This window comes from Arthrobacter cavernae (genome assembly GCF_017368795.1).
In the GTDB taxonomy this organism is placed as follows: Bacteria; Actinomycetota; Actinomycetes; order Actinomycetales; family Micrococcaceae; genus Arthrobacter; species Arthrobacter cavernae.
Genome location: NZ_JAFNLL010000018.1, coordinates 35,543 through 49,329, shown reverse-complemented (window position 1 = coordinate 49,329; position 13,787 = coordinate 35,543). Strand labels below are relative to the sequence as shown.

15 protein-coding genes and 1 tRNA gene are annotated in these 13,787 nt (G+C 65.2%); 11 read left to right on the top strand and 5 right to left on the bottom strand.

The features are described 5' to 3' along the window. The first annotated feature begins 11 nt into the window (after positions 1-11). On the top strand, positions 12-923 hold the full coding sequence (locus J1902_RS09525) for a dioxygenase family protein (protein WP_207616012.1): 912 nt from the start codon (positions 12-14) through the stop codon (positions 921-923). Positions 924-966: 43 nt separating this feature from the next. Continuing rightward, a complete protein-coding gene (locus tag J1902_RS09520) occupies positions 967-2,283 on the top strand; it encodes a M18 family aminopeptidase (protein WP_207616011.1) in 1,317 nt (438 codons plus the stop codon). Between the two features lie 30 nt (positions 2,284-2,313). On the opposite strand, the gene J1902_RS09515 is transcribed toward J1902_RS09520, so the two are convergent. Beyond that, on the bottom strand, positions 2,314-2,814 hold the full coding sequence (locus J1902_RS09515; RefSeq protein ID WP_207616010.1) for a hypothetical protein: 501 nt from the start codon (positions 2,812-2,814) through the stop codon (positions 2,314-2,316). A 10-nt stretch (positions 2,815-2,824) separates the two neighbouring features. Beyond that, on the bottom strand, positions 2,825-3,487 hold the full coding sequence (locus J1902_RS09510) for a DUF1345 domain-containing protein (RefSeq protein WP_242701813.1): 663 nt from the start codon (positions 3,485-3,487) through the stop codon (positions 2,825-2,827). 180 nt (positions 3,488-3,667) lie between these two features. On the opposite strand from J1902_RS09510, the gene J1902_RS09505 reads away from it, so the two are divergent. Continuing rightward, positions 3,668-3,750: transfer RNA gene (locus tag J1902_RS09505), tRNA-Leu, on the top strand. Between the two features lie 77 nt (positions 3,751-3,827). On the opposite strand, the gene J1902_RS09500 is transcribed toward J1902_RS09505, so the two are convergent. Beyond that, complete coding sequence (locus J1902_RS09500) at positions 3,828-4,166, bottom strand: YnfA family protein (protein WP_207616009.1); 339 nt, start codon at positions 4,164-4,166, stop codon at positions 3,828-3,830. A 228-nt stretch (positions 4,167-4,394) separates the two neighbouring features. Here J1902_RS09500 and rpsF point away from each other — a divergent pair, with 228 nt between their 5' ends. The 7 genes from rpsF to J1902_RS09465 all read left to right on the top strand — a co-directional run bounded on the left by rpsF (position 4,395) and on the right by J1902_RS09465 (position 8,376). Continuing rightward, the gene (rpsF, locus tag J1902_RS09495; RefSeq protein WP_207616008.1) at positions 4,395-4,700 is read left to right on the top strand and encodes a 30S ribosomal protein S6; all 306 of its coding nucleotides are present in this window, start codon (positions 4,395-4,397) and stop codon (positions 4,698-4,700) included. Between the two features lie 56 nt (positions 4,701-4,756). Continuing rightward, a complete protein-coding gene (locus J1902_RS09490) occupies positions 4,757-5,329 on the top strand; it encodes a single-stranded DNA-binding protein (RefSeq protein WP_207616007.1) in 573 nt (190 codons plus the stop codon). A 128-nt stretch (positions 5,330-5,457) separates the two neighbouring features. Next, complete coding sequence (gene rpsR / locus J1902_RS09485) at positions 5,458-5,697, top strand: 30S ribosomal protein S18 (RefSeq protein WP_003800144.1); 240 nt, start codon at positions 5,458-5,460, stop codon at positions 5,695-5,697. Between the two features lie 17 nt (positions 5,698-5,714). Then, entirely contained in the window at positions 5,715-6,164 is a 450-nt protein-coding gene (gene rplI / locus J1902_RS09480) for a 50S ribosomal protein L9 (protein WP_207616006.1), read from the top strand. A 200-nt stretch (positions 6,165-6,364) separates the two neighbouring features. Beyond that, complete coding sequence (locus J1902_RS09475; protein WP_307794412.1) at positions 6,365-7,216, top strand: PhzF family phenazine biosynthesis protein; 852 nt, start codon at positions 6,365-6,367, stop codon at positions 7,214-7,216. Positions 7,217-7,306: 90 nt separating this feature from the next. Then, positions 7,307-7,933 (top strand): FMN reductase, encoded by a 627-nt coding sequence (locus tag J1902_RS09470; RefSeq protein WP_207616005.1) that lies wholly within the window; start codon positions 7,307-7,309, stop codon positions 7,931-7,933. Between the two features lie 74 nt (positions 7,934-8,007). After that, positions 8,008-8,376, top strand: a complete 369-nt coding sequence (locus J1902_RS09465; protein WP_372434448.1) for a TFIIB-type zinc ribbon-containing protein — start codon at positions 8,008-8,010, stop codon at positions 8,374-8,376. A gap of 25 nt (positions 8,377-8,401) precedes the next feature. Here J1902_RS09465 and J1902_RS09460 read toward each other — a convergent pair whose 3' ends face one another. Together J1902_RS09460 and J1902_RS09455 are read right to left on the bottom strand one after the other, a co-directional pair. Then, on the bottom strand, positions 8,402-8,974 hold the full coding sequence (locus tag J1902_RS09460; protein WP_207616003.1) for a hypothetical protein: 573 nt from the start codon (positions 8,972-8,974) through the stop codon (positions 8,402-8,404). Positions 8,975-8,977: 3 nt separating this feature from the next. Then, complete coding sequence (locus J1902_RS09455) at positions 8,978-9,457, bottom strand: hypothetical protein (protein WP_207616002.1); 480 nt, start codon at positions 9,455-9,457, stop codon at positions 8,978-8,980. A gap of 627 nt (positions 9,458-10,084) precedes the next feature. Between J1902_RS09455 and J1902_RS09450 the strand changes: the two genes are divergently transcribed. Next, on the top strand, positions 10,085-13,780 hold the full coding sequence (locus J1902_RS09450) for a replicative DNA helicase (RefSeq protein ID WP_207616001.1): 3,696 nt from the start codon (positions 10,085-10,087) through the stop codon (positions 13,778-13,780). Positions 13,781-13,787 lie beyond the last annotated feature (7 nt).

Sequence of the window (13,787 nt, the reverse complement as noted above, 5' to 3'; positions counted from 1 at the left end):
TCCATGGAGGCATGACAACTTCACCCATCCCCTCCCACCAGCCGCACCCAAACCACGACCGCGGCCTGGAATTCGACCTGTCCACCCTGCTGAGCCGCCGCCGCACCCTCGGCGTCCTGCTGGGGGCGGGTACGGCCGCAGCGCTCGCCGCCTGCACCCCCGGAACCGGCACCGACGGCGGCGCCAGCGCGACGCCGTCGGGCGCTGCGTCCGCAAGCACGACGGCGGCAAGCCCCTCCGCGGCAGCCTCGCCCACGGTGACGCGTGCGTTCGCGGAATGCGGCGTCGAGTTCCCGAAAGAAACGGCGGGGCCGTTCCCAGGCGACGGCTCCAACGGGCCCAACGCACTGGAAGCGTCCGGGGTGGTGCGGCGGGACATCACGTCGAGCTTCGGCACATCCACCACCAAGGCCGGGGGCGTGCTGCTGACTGTCACGCTGACGCTGCTGGACGGGTCGACGAAGAATGGGGCCAACGGCTGCGCCCCGCTCGCCGGAGCGGCTGTCTACGCATGGCACTGCGACCGCGAGGGACGGTATTCGATGTACGAGCCCGGGGTGGAGAACGAGAACTACCTGCGTGGTGTGCAGGAAGCCGACGCCAATGGACAGCTGAGCTTCACCACCATCTTCCCCGGGGCATACAACGGCCGCTGGCCGCATATTCACTTCGAGGTATTTGAATCGATGAGCAACGCCACCAAGGCCGGGCAGCTCCTGGCGGTCTCGCAGATCGCGCTCACGGAGGCGGCCTGCAAGGACGTCTATGCCTCGGCCGGATATGAGACCAGCGCGCGGAATTTTCCCCGCACCACGCTGAAATCGGACAGCGTGTTCCGCGACGACGGCGGCATCTACCAGCTCGCCACGATGTCCGGTTCGGCGTCGGCCGGCTACGCGGCGACGCTCAACGTGACGGTGTAGCGCTGCCGGGTGCTGTCAGGGGGACGCGGCTAGACTCGGGGGCATGCCTTCGAACGCCTCCGCAGCAGACCACATCCAGGACCTCGGCGCCTACGTCAGTGCCTCGCCGTCGAGCTTCCACGCCGTCCACGAGGCAGCCCGGCGGCTGGACGCTGCGGGCTTCACGGTCCTGGACGAGCTGCAGCCCTGGGAGGCAGGGGCAGGCGGGTTCTATGTGATCCGCGACGGCGCCCTCATCGCCTGGGTGACCCCGTCCGGCGCAGGCCCCACCACGGGCTTCAACATCCTAGGCGCCCACACGGACTCGCCGTCGTTCAAGCTCAAGCCCAAGCCCACCACCGGCAAGTTCGGCTGGCTGCAGGCAGGGGTGGAGGTCTACGGCGGACCGCTGCTGAACTCCTGGCTGGACCGTGAACTGCAGCTCGCTGGCCGCCTGGTGATGCTGGACGGCACCGAGCACCTCACCTCCACCGGCCCGCTGCTGCGTTTCCCGCAGCTGGCCATCCACCTGGACCGCGCCGTGAACGACGGCCTCACGCTGGGCAAGCAGCAGCACATGAACCCGGTGTTCGGGCTGGGCGATCCCGCCGGCGAGGACCTGCTTGGGCTCCTCGCGGAGCGCGTTTCCGGCGCCACCGTTGATCCCGCGCAGATCGGCGGGTACGACGTCGTTGTTGCCGACACGCAGGCCCCCGCGGTTTTCGGGGCCAAGGGGGAGTTCTTCGCGTCCGGGCGGCTCGACAACCTGTCCTCCACCCACGCGGGCCTGGCGGCGCTGATCGCCCACGCCGCTGCCTCCAGGGGTGCCGGAGCGCCGGCGGACGGACCCATCGCGGTCCTGGCGGCCTTCGACCACGAGGAAATCGGCTCCGCCTCCCGCTCGGGTGCCTGCGGACCCATCCTCGAGGACATCCTGACCCGCATGTCCGACAGTCTGGGCGCCTCGGTGAGCGAACGGCGTCGGGCCCTGGCGGCGTCGTTCTGCGTGTCCGCGGACGCCGGCCACGCGGTCCACCCCAACTATTCGGAACGGCATGATCCCGCCAACCGGCCCGTCCTCAACGGCGGCCCGCTGCTGAAGATCAACGCCAACCAGCGCTACGCCACGGATGCCACCGGCGCGGCCTTCTGGGCGCGGCTCTGCGGCGATGCCGGCGTCCCGTACCAGGAGTTCGTGTCCAATAACGATGTCCCCTGCGGCTCCACGATCGGGCCGCTGACGGCCACCCGGCTGGGGATCAGGACAGTCGACGTCGGCGTCCCGCTGCTCTCAATGCACTCGGCGCGCGAGCTCTGCGGCGTCGAGGACCCGCACTACCTGGCCAGGGTGGCGGAACTGTTCTTCCGGACGGCCGTTTAGTTCCGACGGCGGCCGGGAGCCGCTGCGTCGTCAGCCAACCTCCACCGGGAGGTACTCGTAGCGGCCCGGGCAGGGCGAAAAGGGGTCGAGGCTCCGTGTATGGATGTCGTAGACGGCATCGAGCCGCAGGCCCCCGGTTTGGGACACCACGCGGATGCTCCTCACGCCGCCGATGAAGGGGACGGGTGCGGTCGCGGTCGGTGTCGGTGTTGCCCGAGTCGTGGTGTCGGGGGGCGGTACCGGCAGCGACGGGGCGAGCCTGCGGGAGGGCGACGACGTGTGCACGGCGTACGGGGGCTCCTGCGGCACGAGCCAGCGGCCGTCGTCGTTCACCCTTACTTCCGCAGGCTTGCAGTCCGGCCCGAAACAGGCGCTCACGGCGTCCGGCGTCCGTGCGAACCTCAGTTCGATCGGCGAGGTGTTGAAGTACATGATCGCCGGGCAGACGGTCTGCCTCCCCGTCAAGGCGATCACGGCCGCGATCACGAGCAGCACGACGGCGCAGAACAGGATCCAGCGTCCCTTTGTCATCCGCCGGCCCTCATCCCGCCAGCCCGATCACCAGGTTGATGGTCGCGGCCAGGATCACCGTGCCGAACAGGTAGGACAGCAGGCTGTGCTTGAGGGCCTCGGCGCGGATTCGGTGGTTCTCCAGGTTGGTGTCCGAGACCTGGTAGGTCATGCCCAGGCTCGTGGCCAGGTACGCGAAGTCCGTGTATTGCGGCGGGCGCTCCTGGTTGAAGCTGATGCCGCCCACCTCGCCGCCCGCGGCATCGCCCGTGCCGTAGTAGAGCTCCGCGTAGCGCAGCGTGAAGAGGGTCTGCGCCAGCATCCATGAAAGTGCCACGCACAGCAGGGCCAGCGCGCCCGACACGAGGCGAGTGCCCTGCGTTCCGTCCCCATGGGAGCCGACGACGACGGCGGCCACCGCGGCGAGGCTGGCCAGGTTTGCGATGAGGATCAGCACGTCGGTGACGCCACGGGAGGGGTCCTCGGCGGTGGCGTGCAAGCGGGTCTGCTCGGGGTCCATCCGGCCGACCACCAGCCACACCCAGGCGACGTAGATGAACGCGGCCACGGCCCAGCCGACGGCGGGAGCCGCGAGCCAGTCGCCGGCCAGGCCCGTGACGACGGCCGCCACAGAGCCAGCGATGACCATGACCACAAAGCGCAGCCGGCTACGCCTGACCCTTGCCTGTTTCATGTCCTCACCCTAGCCAAGAACGACGGCGGCGCTCCGGTGCCGTTCCGGGCGGCCGGTCTGCCTTGGCTGCAGTCTCCTGCGCAAACTCTGCGGATTCGGAATCCGCGTGCTAGGGTCTTTGTCGCTGTTAAGGAGAAAAACGAAACGCCGGTGGCTCGGTGGTTTTCTCCGAATCACCCTGCGCGGGTGGCGGAATGGCAGACGCGCTAGCTTGAGGTGCTAGTCCTCGAAAGGGGGTGGGGGTTCAAGTCCCCCTCCGCGCACAGGAAACCCCTGGAAGGTCCATGACCTTCCAGGGGTTTTGTCGTCCTCAGGCACCTGGCCGGTTCAGGCGCCGTCCTCAGGCACCCGGCCGGGGCGCGAACATGATGATGGCAACGCCGAGCAGGCAGATCATGGCGCCGATGATGTCCCAGCGGTCGGGCCGGAAGCCATCCAACAGCATGCCCCACGCCAGCGATCCGGCAATGAACACGCCGCCGTACGCCGCAAGGACCCGCCCGAAGTGGGCGTCGTCCTGGAAGGCCGCCACGAAGCCGTAGATGCCCAGCGCCGCGATGCCCAGGCCCGCCCACCACCACGGTTTGGCTTCACGCACCGACTGCCACACGAGCCACGCACCGCCGATCTCGGCTGCTGCCGCGAGAACGAACAGGGTAACGGACTTCAGGATGGTCATGGAGTTAGTTTGCCGCTGGCGTCCCGGTTTTCCACATACGCCGACTCGCCCGTTCTGCCCCGCGAACCCGCCGAATAGCATTGGACACGGGAGATGGACTAGGATATTGAAGTCTGTGCTACGTCCCGCTGCCGAATTTCCGGTGGCGGGCGGACCCACGGCATCGCAAATGAACCTCCTGTTACGGAAATACCGTAACCGCTTAGCCCAAAGGAGGTGGGTTCACATATGCGTCCTTACGAATTGATGGTAATCATCGACCCCGAGGTCGAAGAGCGTACCGTAGAGCCGTCGCTTCAGAAGTTCCTCACCGTCATCACCAACGATGGTGGAACCATCGAAAAGGTTGACATCTGGGGCCGTCGCCGTCTGGCTTACGACATCAAGAAGAAGTCCGAAGGTATCTACGCCGTGGTGAACTTCACCGCTGCTCCGGCTACCGCCAAGGAACTTGACCGCCAGTTGTCTCTCAACGAGACCATCATGCGCACCAAGATCATCCGCCCCGAAGACCAGAAGGTCGTTGCTGAGTAATTTCAGCTCCAGGCTTTTCAATCTTTATCCCGCAGGAACGAACAAGGAGGCAGTAGATGGCAGGCGAAACCACTATTACGGTCATCGGTAATCTCACCAATGACCCGGAGCTGCGGTTCACACCGTCTGGCTCGGCAGTAGCGAACTTCACCATCGCTTCTACTCCCAGGACCTTTGACCGCCAGTCCAATGAGTGGAAGGACGGGGAAACCCTGTTCCTCCGCGCATCGGTATGGCGCGAAGCAGCCGAGAACGTGGCCGAATCCCTTACCAAGGGCATGCGCGTCATCGTTTCCGGCCGTTTGAAGAGCCGTTCCTACGAAACGAAGGAAGGCGAGAAGCGCACCGTTATCGAGCTCGAAGTCGATGAAATCGGCCCGAGCCTGCGTTACGCCAATGCCAAGGTCAACCGCACCCAGCGCTCCGGCGCCCAGGGTGGCCAGGGCGGCTTCGGCGGCGGTAACAGCGGTGGCTTCGGAGGCGGCGCTGGTGCAAACCAGGGCGGCAACTCCGGTGGAACCTGGGGCGGCAACCAGCCCGCAGCGCAGGAAGATCCTTGGGCTACGCCCGGGGTCAGCAATGCAGGCGGCGGCTGGGGCAACGGCCCGGATTCCGAACCTCCCTTCTAAAACAAACAGAAATCGTCCGACGCCGGAACCCGCCGGAAGTGCCGCGAGGCACCCGGACGGCAACCGCCGTCGAACACCACCATCCCGTGGATCAATATCCACGGGCTCCATAGAATAGGAGCTCCACGATGGCTAAGGCTGAACTCCGTAAGCCCAAACCAAAGTCCAACCCCTTGAAGGCCGCTGACATCACTGTCATCGACTACAAGGACGTAGCACTGCTGCGCAAGTTCATCTCTGACCGCGGAAAGATCCGCGCACGTCGCGTCACTGGCGTCACGGTTCAGGAACAGCGCAAGATCGCACAGGCAATCAAGAACGCCCGCGAAGTTGCTCTGCTGCCCTACTCCGGCGCTGGCCGCGGCTAAGGAAGGGACTAACTAACATGGCAAAGCTCATTCTGACCCACGAAGTTACCGGTCTCGGTGCTGCTGGCGACGTTGTCGAGGTCAAGGACGGTTACGCACGTAACTACCTGCTGCCCCGCGGCTTCGCTCTGACCTGGTCCAAGGGTGGCGAGAAGCAGGTTGAGTCCATCAAGGCTGCCCGCGCTGCTCGTGCGCACGCTTCTGTTGAAGCTGCACAGGCCCAGGCTGCTGCGCTGTCCTCCAAGAAGGTCAAGCTCGTAGTGAAGGCCGGCGAGTCCGGTCGTCTCTTCGGCACCGTCAAGCCGGCTGACGTCGCTGCTGCAGTTGAGGCCGCTGGCCTCGGCGCCATCGACAAGCGCAACGTTGAACTGCCGAACCACATCAAGTCTGTTGGTTCGTACCAGGCCAACGTCCGCCTGCACGAGGACGTTTCTGCTGTTATCGACCTCGAGGTCGTAAGCAAGTAGTAGCAGTAGTCAGTTTCTGACTGCACGAGAGGCCCCCGCTACCGAATTCCGGTGGCGGGGGTCTTTCGCTTTAACCCAACGCAGCCTCAGGTGTCGGTGCAGCTCGGCCATGACGTGGCCGTAGCCCGTGCGGACCAGCTCGGCGAGGACGCCACGGTCCACGTCGTCGAGCTTGTCAGCCCCGGTGATAGCCTGCAGCGGTGAACCCCGATGCCCTGCGCGCCAGGCCCTTTGCCCAAGTGGATGTCTTCTCCGCCGAGCCCTACTGCGGCAACCCGCTCGCCGTCGTCGTCGATGCCGAAGGCCTCAGCAGCGAGACGATGCAGCACTTCGCGAACTGGACCAACCTCTCCGAGACCACGTTCCTGCTGCCGCCCACCGATCCGGCCGCCGACTACCGCGTCCGGATCTTCACGGGCAGCGAGGAGTTCCCCTTCGCCGGGCACCCCACGCTCGGCTCCGCGCATGCCTGGCTGGAGGCGGGCGGCGTGCCGAAGCAGGACGGTGTGGTGGTCCAGGAGTGCGGCGCGGGCCTGGTCAGGATCAAGCACGACGGCGGCTGGCTGGCGTTTGCTGCCCCGCCTCTGACGCGCTCCGGTCCCGTGGACGAGGCCACGCTGGTGCAGCTTGCCGCAGGCCTGCGCCTGCCGGAGACAGCGTTGCTGGGCGCGTCGTGGCTGGTCAACGGCCCGCAGTGGATCGGCGTGCTGCTTGAATCGGCCGCGCAGGTGCTGGCGATCGAGCCGGATCTTGCGGCGATGGGGGAGCTGAACGTGGGCATTGTTGGCCCGCATGCCCCCGGTGCCGGCGTGGATTTCGAGGTCCGCACGTTCATTCCAGGCGATGCCATGGTGGAGGACCCTGTGACGGGCAGCTTCAACGCCGGGGTGGCCCAGTGGCTCATCGGCAGCGGCCGGGCACCCAGGCAGTACGTGGCGGCCCAGGGGACGGTGCTGGGCAGGGCGGGGCGCATCCACGTCGAGGCGGACGGCGAGGATATCTGGGTGGGCGGGAACTCGGTCACGTGCATCCGCGGGAGCGTGCAGCTGTAGGGCTGGAATAAATCCCGCGGCTCCCCGGTTTGTGAATGTAGATGCAAACGCATGTACTGTTTATGAGCCACCGAGCAACAGGAGATCGCCATGGAGACCCGCCGCATAACCGTACTTTCCGCCGGACTGGGCGTCCCGTCGTCGAGCAGGCTGCTGGCCGACCAGCTCGCCGCCTCCGCAAAGCGCCAGCTGGCCCAGGCGGGCTATGAGGCGCAGGTGGACGTCATCGAGCTCCGGGACCTGGCCGTGGACATCGCCAACAACTTCGTCACCGGCTACGCGGCTCCCCGCCTCGCCGAGGTGATCGCCGGCGTCGAGGACTCGGACGCCATCATCGCCGTCTCGCCCGTCTTCAGCGCCTCCTACAGCGGCCTGTTCAAGTCCTTCATCGACGTCCTGGACCCCAAGTCCCTGGACGGCAAGGCCGCCCTCCTCGGCGCCACGGGCGGCTCGGACCGGCACCAGATGGTCATTGACCACGCCATGCGGCCCCTCTTCAGCTACCTCCGGACGCGGACGACCCAGACGTCCGTCTTCGCGGGCCCCCAGGACTGGGGAAACACCGACAACGGCGCCTCGCCGCTATCCGAGCGGGTGGAGCGTGCCGCGGGGGAGCTGGTGCAACTCCTAAGCGGGCCGCAGCCGCGCCGCAAGGCGGATCCGATGGTCTCGCTGCCGTTCGAGCAGCTGCTCGCAGGCATCTCCGGCGGCCGCTGAACCGCTGCGCCCGACTTTTCCGGCGCCCGAACTTTTCCGGGGGCTGGATCGTTGAGCCGGTCATGAAGTGTCCTGTGGATTCAATTGACCTGGTGATGAGCGAACGCAGCGGTGTGGAGATCGACTACTGCCCGCAGTGCAGGGGAGTGTGGCTGGACCGCGGCGAGCTCGACAAGATCATCGACCGCGCCTCCGGCGGATTCGGCGCGGCTCCCGCACAGCCGCCTGCGGCCCCGCCGGTGCCGCCGCTGCCCGAGCCGCGGCTCACGCCCCCGCCGCTCTATGGCACCCCTGCTTACAACAGCACGGACCCGCGGTACGCCCAGCGGGACAAGCCGCGGTACGACGACCGCAGCTATGGCAAGCAGGGCTACGACCGCGACTACGACCGCCGCAAGCCCAAGAAGAAGGAAGGCTGGCTGGGCGAGCTGTTCGACTTCTAGCCGTGCCGCAGGCGCGCCGGGGGACTTAGTCGTCCAGGAGTTCGATGAACTCGAGGGCCTGCTTCATGGAAATGTCCGAGTGCCGCGTGAGTGCCACGGCGGCGGCCTCGACGTCGCCGCTCTTGGCCAGCGTCCGGATGCGCCCGTAGATTTCGTCGTTGAGCATGTTGCTGCTGACTTCGCGCGTGACGTCGCCCTTGCTGGCAATCGCCCGGTACCGGTAGGTGAAGTGCTCGGGTTCGTCGTCCGAGGCCGCGTCCGGTGCCGCTGCGCCCGGCAGGGTGAAGGGCTGCGGGTGTGAAGCCAAGGCGCCGACGGCGTCGCGCGAGGCCCGCAGGCCCTCTCCGGTTGCCTCCAGGTATAGCTTGATCGCCGCCATGGCCTGGCCCTGCGCGATGAGCGAGTAGAGCTTGCGGTGCTGTTCCTCGCTGAGCTTGGCAGCGGATTCGCGTGCGAGTTCGGCGGGATCCTTGCGCACCTTCGCGGCGGCGGCGTGTTCCCGGTGGCCTGCCGCGCGGCGGGCCACGCTGCGGCTGATCAACAGCACTCCGACGATGACCGCGATGAGGATCATGACGGGTACCAACAGTGAATCCATGCTTTAGAGCCGATCTATGTAGTTTTTGGCGGTCAACAGGTCCGAATGCGTTGCCTGCCGCAGGAGCCTGATGGCCTGGATTTTCTGGCCGCTGCGCGCCATGGCCTGCAGCTGAAGGGCGAACTGCGGATTCAGTTGGCCATTGGGCAGGACCGGGCCCTGGTAGCCGGCCTGCCCCGCGCGGGGGCTGGAGCCGGCCTGGGCCTTCAGGGCAGCCCGGGACTGCTGGTCCTGCTGCGTCTGCTGGGCCTCGTTTTGGCTGGGCTTGGTGGAGGCCTCCACCCGGGCCCGGGCCGCCATGGCGGCCTGAGACTGGGCGGCCTGATGGGCGGCCGAACGGACCGCCAGTTCACGCTGGTAGCGCTCCGCGTCGGAGGTCCCGGTGTCGCGTGGTTTGAAGGCTTCCGTGAGCCCCCACAGGACCGCAGCAAGCACGATTAGAGGCAGTCCGATCATCAGTACGTCACCCAGACTCAGACCCATGCTTAGAGCTTATGCCAGATCGCAGTTATCCACAGCACATTCCGGGACCGGCATAGACTTCCGAGAAGGGACTGTCAAATTTCGGCAGGCAATATGCGGCGCATCACAGTTGGGGCATGTTTTGTGCCTTGGTGTCCGTTTGCTGCGCGCTGAAGCGGCGCGCCGGGTGTGCCAGCTGTGGATGACTGTAGGGCCAAAATTTCTTTAATCCACACGCCGCCAAGCGTATTTTCCCAGCTCAGAGACTATTTTCCGGGAAAAGAATTTCTCTGTCCACAGGGCAATGCACAGGCTGTGCACAACCAGGGGGAGGTATTCCACACGTTGTCCACAGGGCCCAGTTGGCGGCTCGGAAAAGCAGGGCTAACGTAGCTGAGGTACCTGTTTCAGGTATGAGGTCCGCCCTTTTCCAGGCCCGCGGGCACCCTTCCAGCCGTGCTCAAACATGCGCTGTGGAATGTTCTGTGGATAAGTTGTGGAAACTGGGGACAACGGAAAATGTCTGCCCCCGTTGATACAACGGGATCAACGGGCGGGCACCGGAAACCCAGGGCAATCCATGCCGGGTCACCTGCGCTTTACGCACCGTCGGTAGATTTCTGCCGCGGTACACAATGGAGGACGGCTTTGTCAGTTACGCACTTGGACTCAATCGAGGCACCCCGGGCATCGGACGCCAGCCGGAAACCCCCGCAGGACATCCCGGCAGAACAGTCTGTGCTCGGCGGCATGATGCTCTCCAAGGACGCGATCGCCGACGTCGTTGAAATCGTCCGCGGACACGACTTCTACCGTCCCGCGCACGAAACCATCTACGAATCCATCATCGACCTCTACGGCCGCGGCGAACCCGCCGACGCCGTTACGGTCTCGGATGAACTGACCAAGCGCGGTGAGATCAACAGGATCGGCGGCCCCGCCTACCTACACGAGCTCATCCAGACCGTCCCCACCGCCGCCAACGCCGGCTACTACGCCGAGATCGTGGCTGAGCGCGCCGTGCTGCGCCGCCTCGTCAACGCCGGCACCAAGATCGTCCAGATGGGCTACGGCCAGGACGGCGAAGTCGAGGACCTGGTCAACCAGGCCCAAGCCGAAATCTACGCCGTGGCCGAACGCCGTACCGCGGAAGACTACGTGGCGCTCAAGGACGTCATGGAATCCACCGTGGACGAAATCGAGGCCTCCGGCCACCGCGGCGACGGCATGACCGGCGTGCCCACCGGCTTCTACGAGCTCGATGAGCTGACGCACGGCCTGCACCCGGGCCAGATGATCGTCATCGCGGCGCGCCCGGCTGTTGGGAAGGCCCTTTCGCTGGACACGCCGCTGCCGACTCCGCACGGGTGGACGACCATGGGGGAGGTCCGTGCCGGGGATGAGGTCCTTGCCGCTGACGGCAGGCCGACCACCGTGGTCGCAGTGACAGATGTCATGCTGGGCCGCCAGTGCTTCGAGGTAACCTTCGACGACGGCTCCACCCTGGTTGCCGACGCGGAGCACCAGTGGCTAACGGAGACGCGGGCCTCCCGGAAGTCAGCGCAGGAGGCTTCCCGAAGCATGAAGCCCACGTGGATCCACGCTGCTGTCCGGACCACCACCGAAATCGCCGCCTCGCTCCGTTGCCAGACCAAGGATGCGCGGCTGAACCATTCGGTGGTGAACTCCGAACCCGTGCAGTTGCCCGAGGCCCAGCTGCCGATCGGTCCCTACACGCTGGGCGCCTGGCTGGGGGACGGCCACTCCAATGCCGCGCGGGTCACTACGGCCGATCCCGAGGTCCTGATGCGCATCGGCGAGGAGGGCTACGAGACCGCCGTTGTCGATGGAATCACCTATTCGCTGAAACTGCCGGCCGAGAGCTTCACCTTCCTGCGTTCCCTCGGCGTCCTGGGGAACAAGCACATTCCTCTGCGGTACCTGCGCGCCAGCGAGCAGCAAAGAAGGGCGCTGTTGGCGGGTCTCTTGGACAGCGATGGAACGGTCACGTCAAGCGGATGCGTTCAGTTTGCCGTAACTTCCCGCACACTGGCCGAGGACGCAAGGGAACTCATCCACAGTCTGGGCTACCGCACCGGATGGAGCGAGAAGGCCGTCAGCGGCCGCTCGGAGGCCTCGTCGACGTCGTTCACCATCACCTTCGCCTCGTCGGATGCGGTTTTCGGCCTCCAGCGCAAGCACCTCCTGCACAAGGAGCGGGACGCGCGCGCGACCCCGAAACGAACCCAGCGCTTCATCACGGCTGTTCGTCCCGTGGACTCTGTCCCCGTCCGCTGCATTCAGGTGGCCCACGAGTCGCATCTGTACCTGGCAGGCCGCTCCTTCATCCCCACGCACAATTCCACCTTCGCGCTGGACTTCGCCCGCTCCGCGGCCATCAAGAACAACCTCGCCACGGTCATGTTCTCGCTCGAAATGGGCCGGAACGAGATCGCCATGCGCCTGCTCTCCGCCGAGGCCACCATCGGCCTGCAGGACCTGCGCAAGGGCACCATCAAGGACGAGCAGTGGTCCAAGATCGCCACCACCATGGGCCGCATGAACGACGCCCCGCTGTTCATCGATGACAGCCCCAACATGTCGCTCATGGAAATCCGGGCCAAGTGCCGCCGCCTGAAGCAGCAGCATGACCTCAAGCTCGTGATCCTCGACTACCTCCAGCTCATGAGCTCCGGCAAGAAGGTGGAGTCCCGCCAGCAGGAAGTCTCCGAGTTCTCGCGTGCGCTCAAGCTCCTGGCCAAGGAACTCCAGGTCCCGGTCATCGCCCTGTCGCAGCTGAACCGTGGCTCCGAGCAGCGCGCCGACAAGCGCCCCATGGTCTCGGACCTCCGCGAATCCGGCTGTCTCACAGCGGATACCCGGGTCTTGCGATCCGACACCGGCTCCGAAACGACCATGGGCGAGCTTTTCGAAGCCGGCGCAAAGGATGTTCCGGTGTGGTCCCTCGGTGACGATCTTCGATACGTCGAACGCCATCTCACTCATGTCTTCTCAACCGGTATCAAGCCAGTCCACAAACTGACTTTGGCTTCCGGGCGAACCATTCGTGCAACAGCGAACCACCCGTTTTTCACTTACGAAGGTTGGCGGGCCCTAGGCGACTTGGCTCCCGGCGACAGGTTGGGAGTGCCCCGCCACGTGGACGGTCCCTCGGCGCGGACTGAATGGGATGACCGGCAAGTAATCATGCTGGCCCACCTGATTGGCGACGGGTCATTTGTGCGCCGCCAGCCAATTCGCTACGCGACACGTGATGAGCAGAACATCACGGCAGTGAGCGAAGCTGCGGGATTCTTTGGTGTGACGCCTGCACGCGATGACTATGCTGTCGCGCGTTGCACGACCCTGAGGCTGCCTGCACCGTTCAGGCTGGCGCGTGGCAAACGGAACCCGATTGCGCAATGGCTGGACGGAATGGGCCTTTTCGGTCTCAGAAGCCACGAAAAATTTGCCCCTGAGTCGGTGTTTTCACTGCCGAAGTCGCAAATCGCGCTATTCCTCCGGCACCTGTGGGCTACGGATGGATCCATCACCCTTAACAAGGCTGGAAACGGCGGGCGTGTCTACTATGCGTCCACCTCAAGAAGACTGGTAGACGACATCGCGCGCCTGCTGCTGAGGTTCGGGATTACCGCCCGGGTCCACCGGGCTACGCTCAAGGAAAACTATCGTCCAGGGTACACGCTTGACGTTTCCGGATCAGATGATCAGCGCCGGTTCCTGCAGGAGATCGGTGTCCATGGCGAGCGTTCAGCCAATGCTGAGCGGCTCCTTGAAATCGTCAAGCGGACCACCCCAAATACAAATGTTGACACTATGCCGCTTCAGGTATGGGACAAAGTCCGCAAGATTTTGGATGACAGCGATCTCAGCCATCGCCAATTCCAGGAAGCACTCGGAACAAAATACTGTGGCTCTTCCCTGTTCAAGTCGGCTCCTTCACGGCAGCGACTGGGCCGTGTAGCCGAGGTGCTCGACAGCGCCGAGCTCGACATTGAAGCAATCAATGACCTGTTTTGGGACAGCATCATCGCCATCGAACCGGACGGCGAAGAGGAAGTCTTCGACGCCACGGTGCTGGGAAACCACAATTTCATTGCCAACGGGATCGCAGTCCACAACTCCATCGAGCAGGACGCCGACATGGTCATCCTGCTCCACCGTGAAGACGTCTACGACAAGGAATCGCCGCGCGCCGGCGAGGCCGACATTCTCATCGCCAAGCACCGTAACGGCCCCACAAAGGACATCGTGGTCGCCTTCCAAGGCCACTACTCCCGCTTTGCCAACATGGCGGGCGAGTCCGGCGGCGGCGGCTTCTAGATGGCGG

Bases quoted from the DNA above. Each gene is read 5' to 3' on its own strand.
- J1902_RS09520 (WP_207616011.1), top strand. From the start codon at position 967: ATGCCTTCGAACGCCTCCGCAGCAGACCACATCCAGGACCTCGGCGCC.
- J1902_RS09510 (WP_242701813.1), bottom strand. From the start codon at position 3,487: ATGAAACAGGCAAGGGTCAGGCGTAGCCGGCTGCGCTTTGTGGTCATG.
- rpsF (WP_207616008.1), top strand. From the start codon at position 4,395: ATGCGTCCTTACGAATTGATGGTAATCATCGACCCCGAGGTCGAAGAG.
- J1902_RS09525 (WP_207616012.1), top strand. From the start codon at position 12: ATGACAACTTCACCCATCCCCTCCCACCAGCCGCACCCAAACCACGAC.
- J1902_RS09500 (WP_207616009.1), bottom strand. From the start codon at position 4,166: ATGACCATCCTGAAGTCCGTTACCCTGTTCGTTCTCGCGGCAGCAGCC.
- J1902_RS09470 (WP_207616005.1), top strand. From the start codon at position 7,307: ATGGAGACCCGCCGCATAACCGTACTTTCCGCCGGACTGGGCGTCCCG.
- J1902_RS09515 (WP_207616010.1), bottom strand. From the start codon at position 2,814: ATGACAAAGGGACGCTGGATCCTGTTCTGCGCCGTCGTGCTGCTCGTG.
- J1902_RS09460 (WP_207616003.1), bottom strand. From the start codon at position 8,974: ATGGATTCACTGTTGGTACCCGTCATGATCCTCATCGCGGTCATCGTC.
- rpsR (WP_003800144.1), top strand. From the start codon at position 5,458: ATGGCTAAGGCTGAACTCCGTAAGCCCAAACCAAAGTCCAACCCCTTG.
- rplI (WP_207616006.1), top strand. From the start codon at position 5,715: ATGGCAAAGCTCATTCTGACCCACGAAGTTACCGGTCTCGGTGCTGCT.
- J1902_RS09455 (WP_207616002.1), bottom strand. From the start codon at position 9,457: ATGGGTCTGAGTCTGGGTGACGTACTGATGATCGGACTGCCTCTAATC.
- J1902_RS09490 (WP_207616007.1), top strand. From the start codon at position 4,757: ATGGCAGGCGAAACCACTATTACGGTCATCGGTAATCTCACCAATGAC.